General features: G+C 57.3%; 16 protein-coding genes. 2 read left to right on the top strand and 14 right to left on the bottom strand.

What is annotated here, in order from left to right; genetic code table 11:
* Window positions 1-32: 32 nt before the first annotated feature.
* Both OKW37_RS32115 and OKW37_RS32120 read right to left on the bottom strand, forming a co-directional pair.
* Window positions 33-1,301 (bottom strand): glycosyltransferase family 4 protein, encoded by a 1,269-nt coding sequence (locus OKW37_RS32115; protein ID WP_429403310.1) that lies wholly within the window; start codon window positions 1,299-1,301, stop codon window positions 33-35.
* A 324-nt stretch (window positions 1,302-1,625) separates the two neighbouring features.
* Window positions 1,626-2,636: a GlxA family transcriptional regulator gene (locus OKW37_RS32120; protein WP_429403311.1), complete on the bottom strand. Its 1,011-nt coding sequence runs from the start codon at window positions 2,634-2,636 to the stop codon at window positions 1,626-1,628.
* Between the two features lie 489 nt (window positions 2,637-3,125).
* Here OKW37_RS32120 and OKW37_RS32125 point away from each other — a divergent pair, with 489 nt between their 5' ends.
* Complete coding sequence (locus tag OKW37_RS32125; protein ID WP_429403312.1) at window positions 3,126-3,893, top strand: class I SAM-dependent DNA methyltransferase; 768 nt, start codon at window positions 3,126-3,128, stop codon at window positions 3,891-3,893.
* Between the two features lie 223 nt (window positions 3,894-4,116).
* Here OKW37_RS32125 and OKW37_RS32130 read toward each other — a convergent pair whose 3' ends face one another.
* A complete protein-coding gene (locus OKW37_RS32130; protein ID WP_429403313.1) occupies window positions 4,117-5,277 on the bottom strand; it encodes a DegT/DnrJ/EryC1/StrS family aminotransferase in 1,161 nt (386 codons plus the stop codon).
* Window positions 5,274-5,795 (bottom strand): hypothetical protein, encoded by a 522-nt coding sequence (locus OKW37_RS32135; protein ID WP_184068038.1) that lies wholly within the window; start codon window positions 5,793-5,795, stop codon window positions 5,274-5,276. Before OKW37_RS32135 ends, OKW37_RS32130 begins: the two co-directional genes overlap by 4 nt.
* A gap of 395 nt (window positions 5,796-6,190) precedes the next feature.
* Here OKW37_RS32135 and OKW37_RS32140 point away from each other — a divergent pair, with 395 nt between their 5' ends.
* Window positions 6,191-7,141: a GDP-L-fucose synthase family protein gene (locus OKW37_RS32140; RefSeq protein ID WP_429403314.1), complete on the top strand. Its 951-nt coding sequence runs from the start codon at window positions 6,191-6,193 to the stop codon at window positions 7,139-7,141.
* Window positions 7,142-7,311: 170 nt separating this feature from the next.
* Here the strand turns inward: OKW37_RS32140 and OKW37_RS32145 are convergent, their stop codons facing one another.
* The 10 genes from OKW37_RS32145 to OKW37_RS32190 form a co-directional block, all read right to left on the bottom strand.
* Window positions 7,312-8,370: an IS630 family transposase gene (locus OKW37_RS32145; protein WP_429403315.1), complete on the bottom strand. Its 1,059-nt coding sequence runs from the start codon at window positions 8,368-8,370 to the stop codon at window positions 7,312-7,314.
* Between the two features lie 38 nt (window positions 8,371-8,408).
* Window positions 8,409-9,575, bottom strand: coding sequence for a glycosyltransferase (locus OKW37_RS32150; protein WP_429403316.1), 1,167 nt, complete (start codon window positions 9,573-9,575; stop codon window positions 8,409-8,411).
* A complete protein-coding gene (locus tag OKW37_RS32155; RefSeq protein WP_429403317.1) occupies window positions 9,560-10,942 on the bottom strand; it encodes a hypothetical protein in 1,383 nt (460 codons plus the stop codon). Before OKW37_RS32155 ends, OKW37_RS32150 begins: the two co-directional genes overlap by 16 nt.
* Before the next feature lie 45 nt (window positions 10,943-10,987).
* Window positions 10,988-12,106 (bottom strand): GDP-mannose 4,6-dehydratase, encoded by a 1,119-nt coding sequence (gmd, locus tag OKW37_RS32160; RefSeq protein ID WP_429403318.1) that lies wholly within the window; start codon window positions 12,104-12,106, stop codon window positions 10,988-10,990.
* Between the two features lie 55 nt (window positions 12,107-12,161).
* Window positions 12,162-14,408 (bottom strand): polysaccharide biosynthesis tyrosine autokinase, encoded by a 2,247-nt coding sequence (locus tag OKW37_RS32165; RefSeq protein WP_429403319.1) that lies wholly within the window; start codon window positions 14,406-14,408, stop codon window positions 12,162-12,164.
* A 377-nt stretch (window positions 14,409-14,785) separates the two neighbouring features.
* On the bottom strand, window positions 14,786-16,783 hold the full coding sequence (locus OKW37_RS32170) for a hypothetical protein (RefSeq protein WP_429403320.1): 1,998 nt from the start codon (window positions 16,781-16,783) through the stop codon (window positions 14,786-14,788).
* Between the two features lie 99 nt (window positions 16,784-16,882).
* Window positions 16,883-18,310 carry a lipopolysaccharide biosynthesis protein gene (locus tag OKW37_RS32175; protein WP_429403321.1) on the bottom strand — a complete coding sequence of 476 codons (1,428 nt, stop codon included), beginning with the start codon at window positions 18,308-18,310 and terminating at the stop codon, window positions 16,883-16,885.
* 141 nt (window positions 18,311-18,451) lie between these two features.
* Window positions 18,452-19,603 (bottom strand): glycosyltransferase, encoded by a 1,152-nt coding sequence (locus OKW37_RS32180; protein ID WP_429510017.1) that lies wholly within the window; start codon window positions 19,601-19,603, stop codon window positions 18,452-18,454.
* A gap of 50 nt (window positions 19,604-19,653) precedes the next feature.
* The gene (locus OKW37_RS32185) at window positions 19,654-20,523 is read right to left on the bottom strand and encodes a glycosyltransferase family 2 protein (RefSeq protein WP_187613105.1); all 870 of its coding nucleotides are present in this window, start codon (window positions 20,521-20,523) and stop codon (window positions 19,654-19,656) included.
* Window positions 20,486-21,124 carry a putative colanic acid biosynthesis acetyltransferase gene (locus tag OKW37_RS32190; protein ID WP_429403323.1) on the bottom strand — a complete coding sequence of 213 codons (639 nt, stop codon included), beginning with the start codon at window positions 21,122-21,124 and terminating at the stop codon, window positions 20,486-20,488. The genes OKW37_RS32185 and OKW37_RS32190 overlap by 38 nt, the downstream gene beginning before the upstream one ends.
* Between the last annotated feature and the right edge of the window lie 22 nt (window positions 21,125-21,146).

The raw sequence follows: 21,146 nt of genomic DNA on the forward strand, positions 1-21,146 counted from the left end.
CTCGCCCGTCTCGTCTGTGACCTCACCGTACTCTAATTCATCCAGGCTTCCTCTCCCCAACACACCGCACGGGTGCGATATCGTTCGAGCACCCGCGCTAGCGTCGACAAGCGGGCTGCGTCATCGTTGCTCGCAAGACGCCGCGTGCCGCGCTCGATCATCAACTGGCGCAATGCAGGCTGGTCGATCAGACTGAAAAGCGCATCCGCCATGCTGTCGGGCCGAGCCAGATCGACCAGCAGTCCCGCGTCGCCGACTTGCTCGCGCAGCGCCTCGAGGTCCGGGTAAAGGACCGGTACGCCCAGACTGAACGCCTCGAGTGGCGGCAGATTCGTCGGGCCGAAATATGTGGGCATCACTAACGCGTTCGACTCGCGATACCAGTAAGGCACGTCGCCGTCCGGAACGAAACCGAGAAAGAACACACGCTCGCCCAGACCGAGATCGGCGGCGACCGAACGCACGTATCTCATGGTGCCGAAATCGCTTCCTGTGAAGACCGCACCTACACGGATGCCATAGCGGGACTCCAGCGCGTGCAGTCCCTTCAACAGAAACACATGGTTCTTGTGCGACCAGAACTGCGCGGGATAGTAGACGTATTTCAGATCGCGCGGAATTTTGTACTTCGTCTTGACATCGACGAAGTGCTCCACGTACGCCTCCTCGGAAAGCACTGTCGCGCGGGCGGGCGAGAATGGCATCAAATGCACGCGTTCGCTGTCTACTCCATATCGCCTGACAACCTTCTCGCGGCCGGCCTGCGAATCGACGAAGATGCCGCAGGCCTTCTTCAAGGCAGATCCGTACAGAAATTCGCGACGCTCGAATTCGTGCTTGATCCGGACTTCGGGAAACTCGACGTCGTCGCGGTGGGACAGATCCCAAACGGTGAACAGGTAGTTGAATCGATCAATCGCCAGTGCGAGGTTGGACGGCGTTGTGAAGTACGCAATGTCCGCGCGCATCACCGAAAGCAAGCGGTCCACCGAAGCCATCTTGCCCGGTTTCCGCAGAAACGCGCGCGGGCCTCCACGGCTATATATTGAACCGAGTCTCGCCGCCAGTCCGCGCAAGCGGGGCACCGGGAAAAAAATAGGCTCAATGCCGCTGCGTCGCAGATCATCGATGGTGGATCGCCGCGTCGTCACAAACTCAACCGCGCAAAGTTCCGGCGGAAGACTCTTTAGCAGCAAGGCAGCATTCTTCGCCTGCTGATAACCCCCACCAGAGGTATGTTCATAGTCTATAAACGCGACCATGCGAATAGGCCGTTCCAAGGAACCGTTTGAATTCGTCACTCCTCGCTCCACGTTTCTTGGCCATCTATATGACGATTGCAGCGCTCGACAACGGTTCTCGCGCCCTGTTTGAATTTAGATTGCGCGAGCTTGCTGGTGCCGTTCGTGACTGATTAAGGCAGGTATTTGGCCGGTCCGACGGCTTCCTGAGAAAAGCCCTTGTGCAAGGCTCATATGACGCTCATGCGGCCCTCGGACATCGAGCTTCCGAGGCGAACAGATGCGTGAAGATCTGTTTCTCCTCGAAAATATTTGAATCTGAATGCCGACCAACTGATTCGAAGGCCTCCTCGTCTCGCGGCGAAACTTTCCCTCGCCAGCTCCTTAAGCGGACCTCTCCACAGGATCGGCCGTGGCGCCGCTTTTCTTTCGACAGCGGTATTCCGTCGCCGACATCGAGAATTGCCTCCTGAACACTTTCGAAAGCCGCTCGCCATTCGTCAGTCCAACCCTGCGAGCGATCTTGTCTATCGGCAAGTCGCTTCTGACCAACAGTTCACAACTGAGATCGAGGCGCGCTCGCAACAGATATTGCGACGGTGTCACTCCCATCTCGCGCTTGAACAGACGCAGGAAGTTCCGCTCGCTCATCGCCACCGTACGAGCCGCGTCGCCTATTGAAACCGGGCGTCCGCAATTTCGCTCGAGCCAGCGCGCGGATTCCTGTGCCTTTTCCGCCTGCGTGTTCGTTCCCATGGTGCTCAGCATGGTCGTCAAATTCTGATCTTTGGAGACGGTGAAGTGATCGGCAACCGCTGTCGCGATGTCGTATCCGAGGTCCCGCTTCACGAGCGCGAGCGAGTTGATCAGCGCATCGCCGCCTTCGGTCGACGCCGCGACGTTAGACGTCTCCGGACTCCAGATGCCCGGATCGACCGAAGCCCAATCGCGGCGAGAAATGCCCGCTGCCGCCAGCAGCAAGTCGCCGTTGCCGAGAGGGTTGACGACGCCGGTCTGCGAACATGCTATGGTCAATAACCCAATGAGCACCTCGTCGGCGGCTGCACGCTTTGCGCCGGGTCCGCCCGCAATATACAGTGCGTCGAAGCCTTGGAACCGCTGGCCGCCCAGGCGCTCCGTCCAAACGCAAACGGATGACGAACAGGCTATCATCCCACCGCAGGCAGAGACTAGACGGACGCTGTAAGTCGCGTTTCTTCTCAGACTGCGAGACTGAATCTCGTTGGCGATATGAAGCACCTCGGCAAGGGTGCCCGCTTCCAGCAGCGAAAAACCGTCGTACAACAAAATTCCTATGAGCTTGACCGCGCGTTCTTTAAATCGGTGGAAAATACCGTTATCTCCTGCATCGCCTAAGCTAGTAGCGTGGGACATGCCGTTACCTCCATTTTGCTTCGGTTCTAGATCGCTGCTCTGGCTTGCGTTGGAACGCTGTGGAAAGCGTATGACCTCGTGAGCTTAGTGCCATATTCGATCCACCATTGCCGTGGTGTCCGCCAAAAGCATGTTTCTGGCCGAGAACGTCGCTCCCAGTATCAACAAGACCAAAACATCCTCTGATTTCTTCAGTGCTGAAAGTGAAAACCATACAGCCGCTCATCAGGGTTTCCCGACCCACTGGACTTGCTGAGCGATAGACCGATCAGACGGCGAATGCTTCAGCAAGGAAACGACCCGTCAACACCTTGCTGAAAACGGTCATGCATGTAGTCTGAAAATCCCCGCTAGATACCCTTTCTCATGAGCACCCTGAGCTTTGGCTTTGGCTTTGGCTTTGGCTTTGGTTGCCTTCGGATAAACAAGAGTGCGTTCGCGTCACGCGTGACTTCGCCACCGCCATACGACCAGACATGGAGTCGCTTCATGAGCTTCAGCACGAAATATTCGCAATACTATGATCTTTTCTATCATGACAAGAACTACAAGGCGGAAGCGTCGTTTGTCACCGGATTGCTCGGGCGGTACGGAATAGTTGGACGTCACGTGATGGATCTAGGTTGCGGCACCGGACGCCACGCGGCGGAATTCGCAGCCGCGGGATTTTGTGTTTCTGGCGTTGACATGAGCGCCGATATGCTTGCCCGAGCCGCTGCCAGGTGTACCACTCTGCCAGGCGCAGTAGCGAAGCGACTGACGTTTCAGCAAGGCGACGCGCGGATCGTCCGCACGAATGAACTCTACGACGCAGTCGTCTCGCTCTTCCATGTTGCGAGCTATCAAACGACCAACTCCGATTTCATGGCGATGTGTCACACCGCCGCGACGCACCTGCGGCCATCAGGACTGTTCGTGTTCGATTGCTGGTACGGACCCGCGGTCCTCGCCGCTCCGCCCGACGTACGCATCAAACGCGCCTCCAGCGAAGAAACCGCGGTGATACAAATCGCCGAGCCCACGATGCGTCCTCATGACAATACTGTCGCGTTCAGCTACACCGTCCTGCTAACGGATTTGAAAACGCAGTCGGTCGAGACCGTCCTCGAGACGCATGTGATGCGCTACATGTTCAAGCCCGAGATCGAACTGATGCTGGACCTCAGCGGATTCGAGGTCCTGGACAGTTTGAAGTGCATGGGCGGCGAGTTGAGTGCTACCGATCTCTCAGCGACATTCGTCGCGAGAAAACGGTGATGCTCGGAAACAGCCCGAGCGAGAAAACGTCGGAAAATACAACGAATGGCATGTCATAGCCAGCCTCGTCGATGAGTCGAGGCTGAACCGCCAGGCAGTCCTGCGCTGGCTAAGCGCATCGCGTCAAAGCGGCTCGCCGAAAGCCGCGTGCCACCACCTGCCACCCGGATCAAGTGTTTGTTCCGTTGCGTGACGGGCCATATTCGCTGCGGCGAGCAGTCGGTCAGCACCGCGCTGAACTTGACCTGCTGTTGCAGAAACTTCGCGAAAAGGCGGTGGCCAGCATGTCGCGCACCACGCCCACTGTGTAGTCCTGCTGTGCTTCGGTAAGCGCGAGACCACTCGGCAGATACAATCCCCTGCGACTCATGCGTTCGGCAATCGGGAAATTCTCTCCCTTGAACATCCCTTGCTTGAGAAAAACCGGCTGTTCGTGCATCGGCCAGAAGAACGGCCGCGCGCTGACACCTGCCTCCGCCAGCATGGACCGGAGCTCGTCGGCATCAAAGGGCAAGCTGTCGTCCAATACCATACCGAAGACCCAATAGACATTCTCGGCATATGGCAATGCCACCGGCGCCAGCCCGATTCCCGGCACTCCCTGCAAAAGGCTTTCGTAGCGGCGGCCCAACTCGCGCTTTCGCGCGATGTGCGCATCTAGCTTCTCGAATTGCGCTAACCCGACAGCCGCCTGGAGGTTGCTCATCCGATAATTCCAGCCAAGCTCTTCGTGGACGAATCGCCTCTCTGGCTTGAAACACAGGTTCCGCAAACTTCTCGCGCGCGTAGCCAGTTCGTCGTCGTCGCAGACGATCATGCCCCCTTCCCCCGTCGTGATGTGCTTGTTGGCGTAGAAACTGAAGCACGATATATCGCCGAAACTGCCGCACTTCGCTTCGTTATAGGTTTGTCCGATTGCCTGCGCAGCATCTTCGATCACAACGAGGCCGTATTTTCTTGCGATATCCAGCAACGGAGCCATGTCCACCGGCAGACCGAAAGTGTGCACGGCCATGATCGCCCGTGTCCGGCTCGTGATAGCGCTTTCGATCTTCGTCACGTCCATGTTCCACGTATCCGGACTTGAGTCGACCAGTCTCAAGCGGGCACCGGTGCGAACAATGGCCGATGCGCACGATATGATCGTGTGCGTGGGGATGATAACTTCGTCGTCGGGACCGAGCCGCAGAGCCACCGCCGCCACGTCCAACGCAGCGCTGCCGTTCGCGACGGCAATCGCGTGTCTGCGGCCGACGTAACCCGCCATCGCACGTTCGAAACGCTCGACGAACGCCCCGTCCGAAGAAATCCACCCGCTTTCAATGCATTCGTTCAGATAGACGCGCTCCTTTCCGTCGAGCAGGGGTTCGTTGACCGGAATCATCGCGCGCCGTCCTTAACTTCAAGCTCGACGCCCGGGCCGTTGCTCGCTTCACTGCATCGGCTCAGGTTTGCGGACGCGAAGCGCAATTTTTCCTGCTCTCCCATATAGGGACCTTGTTTGACTTCGAAGAAAGACGCGTCCTCAAGGATCTCGAAGCCGTGACCGCCCGACGCCAGCAAGATGACATCGCCCGCGTACAATACACGGCTCGACAGGTAGTCCTTATCGGGCGTATAGAACTTCACCAGGACACGGCCACGCTTGACGAAGAGCACCTCTTGCGTCCATTCGATCTGCCGCACCAACTTGCAGTGAAGATGCGCGTCGATCACTTTTCCGGCGGGATGTTCCATGTACGCGAGTTGCTGAGGAAACTCCTTCGGAGTAAAGAAACTCACACCACTTCTCGAGAACGAATCCCGGATGATCATGGCGAGCGTTTCACCTTCGAACGAGACTACTTCGAAATTCGAGTCATGAACGACCTCTGCGTTGCCCGTTATCGGTAGAGCTTCCATTTTTTTCCTCGAAGAGAGCCGGTAGTATCCCGACACACCGAACCTTCCGGGAGCAGGGCCGCTTACGACATAAATTGGCCCACGGAGGTCCTTCATGCGTCCCCGAAGCATAGGATCGGTTCGGCGGTCACACGGTCAGATGGCCGAATACGGAATGAAGTTGGCTGACCGGGGTATTACGTTGCAGCGTCACCTCGCGCATCTCTATATCCTCGGCAACGACCGCGGAGAGGTGCACACGGACCGCGCCAATATATTGGCACCGTCCGCCATGACCTTGAATGGTCCATATGCATTGCTAAGCTGATGAAACCGCACGTCGTAGCCCTTTGAATCAAGTGGCGGGGCAACTCACGTTCCGACCGACGTGTCTCTCTCGACTATTGGCCATTCACATGAACAGAAACTCTCGCATCTATGTCGCCGGACATAAGGGAATGGTCGGCTCGGCTCTCCTTCGGCGCCTTGCCAGTTCCGGATATGATGACGTGATCACGGCCTCGAGACAGTCGCTCGACTTGCTGGATCAGCGCGCCGTGATGGATTTTTTCGCTCGAGAGCATATAGACGTCGTCCTCCTGGCCGCAGCCAAAGTCGGCGGAATTCATGCCAATTCGACTCAGCCGGCTTCGTTTCTCTACGAGAACCTCGTCATCGAAACCAATGTGATTCATGCAGCATTCAAGAGTCACACACAGAAGCTCGTCTTCTTCGGTTCATCGTGCATCTATCCAAAGCTTTGCCCTCAGCCCATAAAAGAGGATTACCTGCTCACGAGCGCTCTCGAACAAACCAACGAGGCCTATGCCATCTCAAAGATCGCGGGTCACAAGCTTTGTGAAGCGTATAACAAGCAATACGGAACGCGCTTCATATCGGTGATGCCCACGAATCTCTATGGCCCCAACGACAACTATGATCTTCAAGGCAGCCATGTGCTGGCCGCGCTCATCCGCAAGGCGCACGAGGCAAAGCTGAACGGACTCGAATCGCTCCCGGTATGGGGCTCCGGATTGCCGAGACGGGAATTCCTTCATGTAGACGATCTGGCGTCCGCGGTTCTCGTCCTCCTGAGCAACGACCTGGTCGAGGGCATGTTTAATGTCGGATATGGAAAGGACATAGCGATTGCCGACCTCGCACGACTGATCTGCGATGTCGTCGGTTTTTCTGGATCGCTGAGATTCGACTCGTCGAAGCCCGATGGGACGCCGCGAAAGTTGCTCGACGTATCGAAGCTCGCCGCTCTGGGTTGGGCGCCCACGATTATGCTCAGAGAGGGCATCGCCTCAACCTACGCCGACTTCGAGAATGACGTGCAGCGTACCGGGCTCGCCAGCGCCTGACGAATTCACGCGGCATGCGCGATCCTGCACCACGGATTGAAGTTCCGCCCCTGGTATCCAGGGTACCCGTCTGCCGACTGCGGTTCCTGTCCCTCGATGCCAGCAAATCATGTCACTTTCAAGGCCACGACAGGTCATTCCAGTTAGAGCGGCTTGATCAAAGCGTCGGCCTAGTCGGTTGAACCGGATGAATTGCACCGGATTCGCCGCGATGGATCGGAGTACTTCCATTTCAATGGGCGCGCCTGCTTGTTGTATTGACAGATATAACGCATGAGCTTTTTGTTGAGATCCTTGGTGCTGGTGAATACGTCACGCGCAATGTCGTCGCGCTGGATGCGTGCAAACCAGTTCTCGACATGATTCAGCCATGACGAATACGTCGGGGTGTAATGTATCGACACTTTCGGATGGTCAACCAGAAATGTTTGAACGGCGTTGGTTTTGTGGCTGCTCACGTTGTCGCAGATCACGTGAATCTCCTTTCCGCGCGGCTGTGCCCATACCACCTCCGTGAGGAACGCAACAAACTGGGCACCGGTATGGCGTGACGCGGTTTCGCCCAGCACCTCACCGGTGGCAACATTCAATGCGGCGAACAGGCTCAGGGTGCCGTTGCGTTTGTATTCAAAGCCATGGCTCTCGGCGCGTCCAGGCGAGAGCGGCAACATCAGGTCCTTGCGATCCAGCGCCTGGATGGCTGTCTTCTCGTCCACGCAGAACACCACCGCATGCAACGGCGGATTGAGGTACAGCCCGATCACGTCGGCTGCCTTCGCCTCAAAGTCGGGATCGTTGGACATCATGTGGGTATCGAGACGATGTGGCCGAATGTCGTGCTTGCGCCAAATACGCTGCACCGTCACGAAGGCCATGCCCAACTGTGCCGCCAGTTTGCGGCTGCTCCAGTGTGTCGAGCCGTCGGCCGGCTTACGTCGCAGTGTGTACTCGAGCACTCTCGCTTCAAGGACCGCCAGGTCAGGTCGCGGTGCCCGGCCTGGATGTCTGCCGTACAACCCAGCCAAACGCTCACAGGTGAAACGCATTTGCCACGTTGTAATGAAACGCGAATCGCAACGCAATTCCGCCATGATCGCCGCACGCGAGGCTCCTTCGTCGAGCAGCAAGATCAACCGCGCACGCCTCACCTGGCCAACGGCCATCGTGCGGCTGCGCTGCATCGACATCAGCTCGTCGCGCTCGCTTTCACTCAGATTCATTTTTCCCATGCACTATTAGCTCAGTGCAATTTCATTGGTTCAATGGACTAGTCCTTGATTCGACTGCTCAAAGCCCTGGATATCGTCCTTTCTAGCGCGTCCCGCGTCAAAAGTTGGGCGGCTGCTTTCATTGCCCGCTCGATGCTCATGCGTTTGCGGCGATACGTCTGCTCTGCGTTTGCCAACGCATCGGCGATGGACCTTGCATCCGCGGAAACAAAGCATATGGCGTCGTGAATCTCCTTCATGCTCATCGGGGGAAGTTCGGTGGAAATGACCAATCTTCCCGACGCGACATATTCGACAACCTTGAAAGGAAAGACCCCGTTACCCATTTTCTCTATCGAAACATGCGGGTTCACCAGCACGTCACAGTCGGAAATCAATTTGAACAAGACTCTTTCGTCCACCCGACCGTGGAAGTGCACGGGGTAATCTTCGGCGGACAGCCTGACGAACTCGCGTGCCAGAGGACCCGTTCCGCAGACGTGAAACATGAGGCGTCCGCCGGACTTCCGGATCAGGTCGAGAACCACGTCAGCACCCTTCTCGACGCTCAGCCCACCGAAATAGCCAACCATCGTTCTAGCATCTGCCGTTCGCGAGAATGGACGCCGCTGTCCACAAGCTTCAATGAGATCGTCCGACACCACGCCCGGACACAGCACCACGGGACAACCGCTGCGTTGATGTTCGCGTGTCGATAAGTGATCGTTAACCGCAAGACATAACGATGGAGCGGGTAACACGTATCGCCATGCGATGAAGTCGAGCAACGGCTTCGGATGCCAGCGGCGACGAGAAAGCAGCCAATCTTCGAACTGGAGGATCAGACGCGCACCGAACCGGTGCGTCAGCACGCGAGCGAGCATCGACTCGAACGCGTACGCGTTATAGATCCATACGGCTTCGGGCTTGCCGACCTTCGCTATCTCATCGCTCAGCGCCAAGACTTCGAAGAGGTTCAGCAGCTTGCCGATGGGCCTTACAGGGTAGCAGCGAAGCGAAATCTCCCGAATGCGTTGCGTGCCGATGACGGAATCCCGACATTTTCTACGTGACCATCCTGCCTCTATGTGGCCCGTATTGATCAAAAGAACATCCTTGGAAAGTTGCGATGCCAACGCCAGAAAAAACTCCACCTTGCGTGCGGCGCCCAGATTCACGTTCGCCCCACGGTTAGAGGCGCTGTAAGGCGCTATGAAAACAAGCATTTCTGCTGCTCCACGTCAGCGACTCCTGCTTCAGTGCCAGGCAAGTCAACGCCACGTGATCGACGCGTGGACAAATACGCGCCGAGAGAGCACCCGTAGATGTCCCCAAAGCAGAGCATCAGAGTCGTCACCAGTGGATACTGCTCGAACAGGTTGACGTCCATGCAGGCTGCAATCGTGATCCCAACGAACACCACATATCGAACTGACTGACGCCTCGAATGACGCGGACGGATGCGCCAGAAAAAGGCCGTCGCACCCGTCGAGAAAATTAACATACCCACAATTCCGATTTGAAACTGCATCGTCACGAAGGCGTTATCGATGATCTGATTGAACCGGTATTGCTCAGGGTCGACGCCCGCACGCTGGAGGAGCATGACGGCTGTGTTCGTGCCTACCCCGAGGCCCCGCCCCAAAAAGAGTTCTCCCGGCGTTGCCTCTGACAACTGCTCCGCTATCTTCCCGAGGTTGGATAAACGACCGCCTTCGTCGAGTTGATCAGTCAGCACATCACCGCGGCCGACCGCTTCCACCATGTGAGAATAGCCAACGATTGCGAGGCAAATAGCAATCGGTAGCGCAGTCACCACCAGCAGCATCCGATCATTACGGCTCAGCCGTCCCGCAAGCGTTTCCCAAACTACTACGCCGACGATGGACGCGATACTGAGCATAGCGAATCGCGTTCCCGAAGAGACGGCAATCGCGACTGCGAGGCAGAGCAATATAAGCCGATAACACAGCCGGGCGCGGTCCAGAATGAGCACCATGCTTGCAAGCGAAATCGCATACATGCCTGCTAGCGCCGCGTTACTGAACAGGCCCGTGTACCGATCCTGCGTAAATAGAACTTGCTGTATTTGTCCGAGTTGTATCCATTGTCGCAGGACAACGTAAAAGTCCAATGCGGCAAGCGCGAGCAACGCGAGGACGAGGGCCGTTTGTCCCCGCTTCTCGGCCGGCAGCAAACTCGCGAACACAAACAGGCCGAATGACGCATGAATCAGCAGAACCCAGCGCAATCCCGCAGGTAGGAAGAACAATGGCGTCCAACCTGCGATGAACGGCACGAGTCCCACCGATACGATGCAAAGAATCCACGTGAAGAACATCAGAATAAACGTACGCATTCCCCCCCGAAAGCGATTCAAACCGAGCGCAAGAGGCCACCCGACTCCGATCAAGGCGATGCTCGCGTCCTTCACGTACTTGACAGCACCTGCGTCATCCATGGCGGCCGAATTTAAGTTCCAGACGTTGATTGCTCCGGTGCCGAGCGCGCCAAGCGCCTGATCCGCGTATTGCGCCAAGCCTGCCGCGAAGACCGTAAAGACTGCAAGTGAAAATACGAAACGCGGCGACATTCCACACGCTCCTGAGTTACATGCCGACTCGGCCAAACTTCGTCCTTACTCGTGATGCTCCAACGCTCTGTAGCCAGCCAGCGTGATCAGCGCATCCCGCTTGGCGATCTGATAGTCGGACAACACCATTTCCCTGACAAGAGCGCCGAACGTCACGGTCGGTGCCCATCCCAGCTTCGCGTGGGCTTTCGACGGATCGCCGAGCAAGGTCTCGACCTCTGTCGGTCGAAAATAGCGAGGATCCACTCGCACGATGACCGTCCCGGGCGCGACCCGGCATTCCCGGCTGCTCACACTTTCGACGATCGCGACTTCATCGACTCCGTTTCCGTCAAACCGAAGCTTGATGCCGAGTTCGCACGCCGCCTGCTGAACGAATTCGCGAACGCTGTATTGCACGCCAGATGCAATGACAAAGTCTTCCGGCTCGTCCTGTTGCAACATGAGCCATTGCATCTGGACGTAATCGCGCGCGTGTCCCCAGTCGCGTTTCGCCGACAAATTGCCAAGGTAAAGGCAATTCTGCGAACCGATTGCAATACGTGCGAGGGCGCGCGTAATTTTGCGCGTGACGAACGTCTCGCCCCGAACGGGTGATTCATGATTGAACAGAATGCCGTTGCAAGCGTATATGCCATACGCCTCGCGATAGTTGACCGTGATCCAGTACGCGTACATCTTCGCTACCGCATACGGACTGCGCGGATAAAAGGGCGTGCTCTCCCGTTGCGGCACTTCCTGCACGAGTCCGAACAACTCCGATGTCGACGCCTGATAGAACCGGGCCGTCTTCTCGAAGCCCAGAATTCGCACGGCTTCTAGCATGCGCAGCGCACCCAGGCCGTCCGCGTTCGCCGTGTACTCAGGCTCTTCAAACGAAACCGCAACATGGCTTTGCGCGGCGAGGTTATAGATCTCATCCGGTTGCACCCGCTGAATAATTCGCAAGATGCTCGACGAGTCGGTCAGGTCACCATGGTGAAGATGAAAGCGGCGCTGCGACGCGTGGTCGTCCTCGTATAAATGGTCGATGCGATCCGTGTTGAAGAGCGAGGTGCGCCGCTTGACGCCATGCACTTCATATCCTTTGTCGAGCAGGAATTGAGCAAGATAAGAGCCATCCTGGCCTGTGATACCGGTGACCAGTGCAACCTTGTTCGACATGGTTCCTTCTCCTTGTTTTGATACTTCGCTGTGCGTGATACTTCTTGCGATTCGTTCAGGCTGTCCTGACATTGGACTCGCCGCCACTTTTGCCGTACCCGTCCGACCTGCCGTAGCCTGAACCGTATCGCGCCTTGTCGAGCGGAACATCGGTAAAGAGCGTTCCTGCCACGTTCACGCCACTACTGCGCAACCGGTTGAGCGCCTCATACAGTTCGTCCACCGGATGCCGACCGTGCCGAACGACCAGCAGCGTTGTACCGGCCTGCCGGCCGATCAGCGTTGCATCGGTGACAGCAAGCACAGGCGGCGTATCGACGACGACAGCGTCATACCGCCGCGATGCAACATCGAGTATCTCGCTCAGTCTCCGGGTCGTGAGCAAGTCCGCGGCGTTTGGCGTCTCGCCCCCGCGCGGGATCAGGTCGACGCCATTCATGACATCGCGCACGACCACGTCGTCAAACGCCGCACCTTTTAGCAACTCGGTCAAGCCGGGGCCGCCAGCCGGGTTGAAGGATCTGTGTATGTCGCCCATGCGCATGTCGGCATCGATCAGGAGCACCTTTTTCCCCCCTGTCGCCAACACGATTGCAAGATTGGCCGCGACAAACGACTTTCCTACCCCGGGACGGGAACTTGTGATCATCACGACATTGTTCCTGACTTCCGATCCGATCGATTGCAATGCTGTTCGCAAGCTTCGCACGCCTTCGACCGCGACATCCCCGGGCCATACCGCAGCAAGCACATGTATGCCCGGAGCCTTGCGGCGCATTGCCTCCTGCAAACGAATTTGCCGTTCGCTGTGCGGCACGACAGCGCAAACGGGTATTCCAAGGGCTGCCTCGATCTCGGCGCTTCGCTCGATTCCGCCAGACACCGCCTTGCGAAGGAACGCGGTGACGATTCCCAGTACAAGCCCAAGCACGGCAGACAACGACAATAGTACCTGCCAGTTAGGCTTGCTCGACTTCTCGGCGGGCACCGCGAGATCGACAATGCGCACGTTGCCTACGTTGCCCGCCTTGACGACACGAAGCTGTTGCGCACTGTTCAGGAGATTCGTATAGAGGTCTGTGTCGACCTGAACGTTGCGCATCAGACGCACTGCGTTTTGCTCCTTATCCGGCAAACTGGCAACACGCTGGCTCAGCGCTTCGCGGTCTTGTTGCAATCGGGCGATCTTCGAGTCCACCGCCGTAAGTAGCGGGTAACCCTCCTTGTAATGCTGCGAGATGTCGTCGCGCTGCTGCAAGAGTCCGCGCAAGGCGGTATCGAGATCGACAACCTGTTGCAGCAACAACCGGCTTTCCACACTCAGATCGACGGTTCCATTGCTATTACGAAAGGCGTTGTACTTATCCTCGGCTTGCTGTAATTCGTCCCGCAGCTTCGGCAATTGACCCTCGAGGAAGAGAAGCGAGTGTTCGGCCTCGGACGTACGCCTTGCAAGATCCTGAGCGAGATACTGCTGAGCAACCGCATTGACGATGTCCGCAGTGCGCGCCGGGTCGGGTCCCTCCAGGGCAACACCGATCATGCCGGTTTGCGACTTTCTTTCTGAAATGACCAAAGCATCTTTCAGCGCGAGAATCGTGGCCTCTACCGAACTTGACTTCAGTGTAAATTCACCGCCGGGAGAAGCGGATAACTTATTGACGAGAAGATGCACCTTGCCGTCGCCGAAAGGCACTACCAGCTCGTGGCCGACTTCTCCTGTTCCGAGCGTTTTGCCGTCAGGTGCAATCAACTTGAAGTACGGGGCCTGTCTCGCCTTTACGATGAATTCGTGGCCGATTGCAGCATGAGGAACATCGAATTTCGATACTTCGATCGACTCGTCGCTCCAGGCGAACTGCCGCAGTCCAAACAGGGGTTTCATGCTGGCGGATCCGCTGCGGAGTCGCGCGATCCAACGGCCAATAAGTGGGAAGTACCGAGGTTGCGCCGTAGTTTGGAGATTCAGTTGCTGCACCGCCTCGCCGACCACCATGCGTGAGCGAATGAGTTCCATCTCGGCGTCTGCACCGGCTTTCACCCTCGAATCGAATATCGAGGCGAGCCGGCCCAACGCTTCGGCTTCGGGAGAGCTGGACGCGGGAGTGCCAATCTGTATGAGCGCATCGGCCCGGTACAAGGTCGGATGCATCAGGCCGTACAACGATCCCAGCGCGAGAACGCCGAGCGCAATCATGCCGATTAGACGCCAGCTCTCGCCGATTGTGCGAAGGTAATCCGAGATGGAGATCTCGTCGCCCTGCAGCGGATCATCGCGCGTGATCTGTTTCCTTGAGGCCATGGTTTCTCGGGTGGAGTGCTTTGCGCCCGCCAGCGGGATAACGCCAGGGGCAACCAGTTACGGGAGCGACGACGCGACGCGTTGACCGTGCGTCCATTTAGACAGGTACTCTGCTACTACTTCAATGACTGAAATTCGAGAATGCGGAACATTCGCCGCCGCAGTCTATTTTAGATAAGCCTGCTGCTTGCGCCGTGTCGAGACCGAAATTGCCAAGATGTTGTCGGGCATGATAGGACGGTCGTTTAGAATGAAACGATCCACTGGCCAGTAGCGTGACCCTTGGTGTCGTGGGTTGGAAATTCGTTTCATTAATCGGTTTTGCTACCAGCGGTGACGAAGTGCTGCTTGAAGAGGCGTTCAGATGCGGGGTCGGTCTAAGTCTCGAACGGCCGGTTGCCGATCATCACGACGTGGTGTGCGCCACGGACAGTAGCTCGTAGTTCCAGCATGTTCCGCGGACTTACAGCAAAACGCAGGACATCGCTTCCCGACACGAGCGTTCCAACCGGAGCGCTCGTACTATTACGCGAAAGCTGCAGCAGATAGAGACCGGACGACGCGCTCTCTACGCGGTTCGCATCGCGTGACACCAACACCATGACTGCATGCCCTTCTTCGTCCTTCGGGCAGGAAATCTCAGTGTCGAAACTGCCGCCATCGAAATGCACCGTGTAGAGGCCCAATCCACCGATCCGATGCCTGGCATCCTCCAATGCGCGAAGCGCTCCACTGCGTATCGTCACATCGTCGGTGAAAGTGGTGGCAGGCAGGGTGTAGCGAGGCTGCGGTTCTTTGAAAACACAGTCCGATGACTGGACGGATCCGACAGGGCCGTCAGATCGAACGACCGAAACGCCGAAAGACTGCTGGATGTTGACACCGGAAACGCAGGAGGAGACGTCGAGTTCTCCGATGAACCCCGGGACGAGGACGCCATGACCAAGGTAAGGATCGTCCCATCCGGCGCCAACGGCACCGGTTCGCTTGCGATGGTCGCGATAGCCGACGCGTTCCATATAAACGCCGTTGAAGACAGCCGATTGGCATGCATCAACCAGCACCGCGGGACGCGGCGAGTAAGCGTGCGTTATTTGCATGAAGACATTGCTATTCGAAGGGCGCGCATAGCGCGCCATGACGCGTATGCAGAATCCGCAAATGCCCCGATAGGGATACGCCCTCGCCGGTGACGCGGCATTAGTCGGCGCGCTGAGTCTGCGCTCGCTGTTGATTGACTTGAAGAACGTGGCATCGAACCATTGATCGATCTTGCGCTCATCGTCGCCATAGACGCGGTCATAGATGTTACGTACGTTGATGATGGTGCACTTGTCCGCGAAGCCGCCTCGTTCGTTGTAGTCGTCGTTGCGATCGACCCATTGCCCTCCGACAAGAACAGGGACGCCCGTGCGCAGCGCCTCGATATTGCTGAACGTGCACTGTTCCAGCACAGCCGCATAGATACCCACCCCGCAGCCGACAAAGTGAAGTCTGTCAAAGATGCAGCCTGCGAGCGTCGCGGACAGGGCGCCAAAAGCCATGAAGCAATCCACGCATGTCAGATTCTCGAGCCCTGCATCCATCGCCGTGTCGAATTGGTCTAGCAAGCCGAAAGTGACTGGCTGCGACGCGTCCGCCATGCCGTAGCGATAGTTGCCCTTCACCACGGCGTTATGCCCATATAGTTTGACCCCCGGCCATACGCCTACGCAATAGGGCTGTCGCATGGCAGGCTCAGACGGGAGTCTCCTGCCTTTTCCCTGCTTAACCGTGCCATCGTCGTGACAAGGGATGGCCAGCGTTCCGCGCGCGGCTGCAAGGTAGAACGTGCCGTTATCAAGCACAACGCACTGAGTCCGGCCCGTCGATGCATAGAGCGATCCTGCGAATGCGACGGCGCGATTGATCGCGTCACCGTCATCCGTCGTGCCGTCACCGCGTGCACCGAACCATCGGGCATGGATGTCGCCCTCGAATACGCGCTTCCAACGCTTTCCGCTCTTCGAAACCAGCACTGTGCCACCATTGTCCCGGCTCAAGACGTCGGTAGGATCGAGCCAATAATATGCAGCATCCAAATCGCGTTCGCCCGCAGCGTGCTGGAAAACGAGCAGTCTCGTAAGCGGTCCGCCGTAGTCACGCAAGCTGGCGTAGCCCTGAATCGGACCTTGCGCAAGCACAAATTCAGCGAGGTGTCGGATTTCGGTGTATGCGAGCGAAGACCTGCTGACTATCACCCTGTCGTCGGGCGACAAGTCGCTCACGGGCTGCATCGAGGTCGAACCGCTCTGCATGTGCGACGGCTGCTGTCCCGATGCCTGCCGCTGCGCCGCTTGTGCAGATGCGCCAGACAGGCCGAAGCAGGCGGCCATGATTCTCCTCAAGGCTCCACGTCTGTTTTTGAGCGCGTCCCCCGCCAACCGCAACTTTTCCTGGAAGTCGGCCATACGTTCAGAAGGTGGGTGTGAGAGTCACGAAAGCGGACCAAGCGACGCGTGCGCAAGAATCTGCTTCCTGCAGAGGCCGATATAGACGCCATAGTCGGCGATGATGCTCGCAATGATGGAGGACCAGACCACCCATTCCACTGTGCCGAACTTCAAGAGCAGACATACCTTGAGCGGAATGGATACCGCGCTAAAGATCAGCACGGCAAGCAACTGGGGGCGTAATTCGCTCATTCCATTCAGAAAGATGGTGAAAGCGTTTCCCATTGCTTCGACCACCGCCAGCACCCCCGCCGCGCACAGCAATGGGAAAGGTACAGCCAGGTGATTGCCCGTCCAAACCTTCAGAAGCCAGGGGGAAGCTGCCAGAATCAGCGCGCTTGTCAGCACCGCGATGCCGCCCGTGACGCCCATGGACACCTTCAGCGTGTGCCTGATGAACATCTTCTCACCGCGCGAGTGTGCGTCGGCATAGAGACCCCAGAGCGGCCCCGACAGCATGGCCATCCCGACGGTGATCGCCTGGAACAACCGCTGCGCAACGGCCAGTCTCGCCACTTCCTTCGCGCCGAGAATGTTTGAAACGATCAGGGGATCGCATGCGCTGCCGCATATCATGCCAAGTTGAAGAATCAGGAACATGCCGCTCGTCCGCAGTAGCAGCCTCGAGTCTTGCCACCCCGTTCCCAGCCATATGCCGCGATGAACGCGAAAAATCCGCTCCCGGCGAAGACGCCAAACGAGAATCAACGTCGTGCCGACCTGCATGCCATAGGTAGAAAGCACGAGATACGGCAACGGTGCGCGATAGCGGTTGCAGAGATAAAGAAGCGGTAGCGAGAAAAAGTATCCGATCGCAGCAGCGATATGTGGCTCCCATGCTCGCTGAAGACCATAAAAAACCTTTCTCACGCCGCTTAGTGGGATGTTCACGCAAAACAGCGTGACGAAAACCACGGTTGACTCCACCGCTTCTCTTGTGACGTCTGCCGATTCGATCTTGAGCAGCCTTTGGAAGTCCAGCAACCTCACGGCACCAACGAGCACAGCCCCGGCGGCGGCGCCGATCACCACGAGCAGCAGTACGCCGCGAGTCGCAATCGTCTGCAGTTTCTCTTGATCGCCGCTCGTTTTCGCGTCCGCAACCAGGTTGACGAGGCCATTCGCCACGCCAAGGTCAAGCACCGACAACATCACTGCGAGGCTTGATATTGTCATCCAGATGCCAAAGCGCTCTTGCCCGAGATACGGAAGCGTCAAAGAGACCGAGAGCAGCACTACCGCAAAGCCCATCGCGGCACTCACCGCATTGCATGCAGCGGAACGCGCGGCGCGCACATAGCGATCCCTGTCGCGCCCTTCCGAGGCTCCGATACCAAACGGCAAGCGACGAAAACAGAGCCGCAGGATGGAGACCGGTGCGCGCACGAAAAAATTATCTGCAAGCGGCATTGGAGCGTGTGATCCTCTGACGCTGCTCTTCCGCGAATGAGATGTCCTGGAAGGGGCAGCAACGGTTGAGCGTAAAATCGCGCTGACGAAATCAACTTCCTGCGACAGCCATCCTGCACGCGTGTGTTAAAGCAGAAATGCTTACGCGACCTGCTTGCTCATCAACGCGATATAGTTCTGCGCGACTCTGGAGATATGAAACCGATTGTTGAAACACCGCTTTGCCGAACATTGCATCGCAACCTTCTCGTCGTCCGGCAGCCTTGCCCATTGCGTCAGAAGGCGGGTGATACCCTCTCGCGTGTCGTCGTCCACGAACCCGGCTCCATCGGCAACGACCTCTTGCCAGATTCCAACCTTGTCGGTCAAGAGCACCGGCACGCCGCACGCTAGTGCTTCGGCCACCACCACGCCGAAGTTTTCCTGATGCGAGGGCAAAACCATGACGTCGGCAGCGCGCAGCAGGGACCACTTGTGCGCCCCCGTTACCATGCCAGGCCAGCTAACACGATCCGCGACGCCGAGCCGCACGGCCTCGCGACGCAATCTCGCCCCGAGTCCATGATCGTCGGGGCCTGCGACGACGAGGCGATAGTCGGTGCTCAAGTTCTGGAGATCGTGAAACGACTGGATTAGCAAGTCGCAGCCCTTCTTCTCGTGAATTCGCCCGAGAAAGAGGATAATCTTGCCCGGCGTCGCTAGCGAATGCCGCTGTGCAACGTCCAAGGTTTCCGTCGAAGGTGGCGGTGCCGTGCCAATCATCATCATCAGCTCCTTCGCCCTGTACAGCGGAAACGCCAAGCGCGCCAGTTCGCGCTCACTGTCGGTGGTGAAGAGAACCCCCTTCGCATTGCTGATGACATGACGCTCCACAAATATCCAATAGACTAACTTCTTGGCATGTTTCAACGGGCGGCCGATGTTGAACCATGGATCGAGCATGCCGTGCGGCATCACGAAATATGGGATCTTTTTCGGAAGAAGCGAGAGAACGGCCGCCGCGCTGTGGAACTGCCATATGCCGTCTACGATAATTGCATCGTACCGGTTCGCATGCTGTGTCAGCCACCCAACAAGCCTGAAGTTGAGCGCGTATTTGCCAGCGTGGTGGCCTAGCCTGACAACCAGATCGAAAGCATTGTCGTCCGATTTGTCAGCATCAATAGATGAGTCAAGACAGACAATGTCGGTAGTGTGTCCGGAAAGCCGGAGCTCCGTCGCGAGCCGTTTGAGCGCCTCAGCAGGACCACCATATCTTCGCTCGATTGACGAGATAATGTGAAGGGTTCTCAAGGCGGGATCTCCGGCTGACACTGACATTCATCATAACGCGCATGCGCGGTTCAACTCTTCAATTCTTCGCTTAACGTAGGGCGATCGACTTGCGTTCTCGCCGCCCTCATCTTCTCCCTGACTTTCAGAACGATGAAGTACTCATAGACCGACTGCAGCGTCGCATACACCAAGCCCGGGTGTCCGTCGAGGAAGCCTCGACGAACCAAGTAAAGTAGAACGAACTTGATCACCGGGCGGCATGGAAGTTGGTAGAACAGGCGCTTTTGATGATAGCGGCGAGTCTGGAAATCGGCCGCAAACAGCGCCTTGGAAAGGCTGAACTTGTTGCCGTTCGCCTTATTGCGAAGGAACTGATCTGCTTCCAGCGAACTGTAGGCGTTATGCCGTGAAAGCCAGTGCGATAGCCCCTTGCTGAAAGGGAAGTGATCGAGATAGCCGTCGAGCCGGCCAGTCTTGCCATCCACCACGGTGACGGGATTGACGAGCCGTTCATAGTGGATATGCTGGGGCCTGAAAAGCCGAACGAAGTACGGTGAAGCCTGCACGTGCCTGAGCCACCTGTCATCGAAGAAGTCGCGGCGTCTAATCTGAAACGCCACCGCATCGCCGGCGTTCGAGACCGCCGTTTCAATCTCCGGTACGAGCAATGGGGGAACGCGCTCGTCGGCATCCAGATACAGCACCCATTCGTGCTTGAATGGGATGTTTTTCAATCCCCAGTTCTGGTGAGTGGACCAGTCGTCGAATGGTCTGGAGATCACGTTCGCGCATACCGAGCGAGCGTACGCGACGGTCCCGTCTGTGCTGAGCGAATCAAATACGTGGATGTCGTCGGACCACCCGATGACGGTCTCAAGACAACCAGGCAAATCCTGTTCTTCATTCTTCGTCAGCACTAGTACAGACACTTTGCTCATTGGGCTCTCCGTGCTTGACTCTAAGAGAAATCTTCCTTGCTGGCATGCCGGCATACACAGTCCACTCATCCAGCAGACTCCGCGTTACCACTGATCGCGCGCCTACAACCGCTCCCGGCGCGATATGAATGCCAGGGCAAACGAAGACTTCAGAGCACACCCACGCGTCCGATCCCACAATAATCGGCTTTGCAGTTAGCTGAAACGTCGGATGGTTGTAGTCGTGACTTCCTGTACAGAGCTGCGCGCCCTGCGATATCGTGCAACGCTCACCTAACGTGATGCGTTCGATGGAATACAAGTTCACTCCATTGGCAACGCCTGTAAAGTCGCCGATCGAAAGATTCCATGGCGCCCAGATGCGCACACGCGGATAGACGTGAACACCTGCGCCTATAGTGGCCCCGAATAGTCGCAGAATCCAGCGACGCCACGCATGAAAGACACGCGGCGTCGGCACGAAGAAAACGACGTAGATGACGCCCCAAAGAACCCTCAGAAATCTGTTCGACAACGAAAATGAAGGTCCCTGTCTCGAATTCACGCCTTTCAGGATTATGCTCGGACGAACGCCTTCCCGGTTGATTGCATCTTTAGGCATAGACTCCTCTCTCAACGGACCA

Origin of the sequence: Paraburkholderia sp. MM5482-R2 (genome assembly GCF_050436125.1) — a bacterium.
In the GTDB taxonomy this organism is placed as follows: domain Bacteria; phylum Pseudomonadota; class Gammaproteobacteria; order Burkholderiales; family Burkholderiaceae; genus Paraburkholderia; species Paraburkholderia tuberum.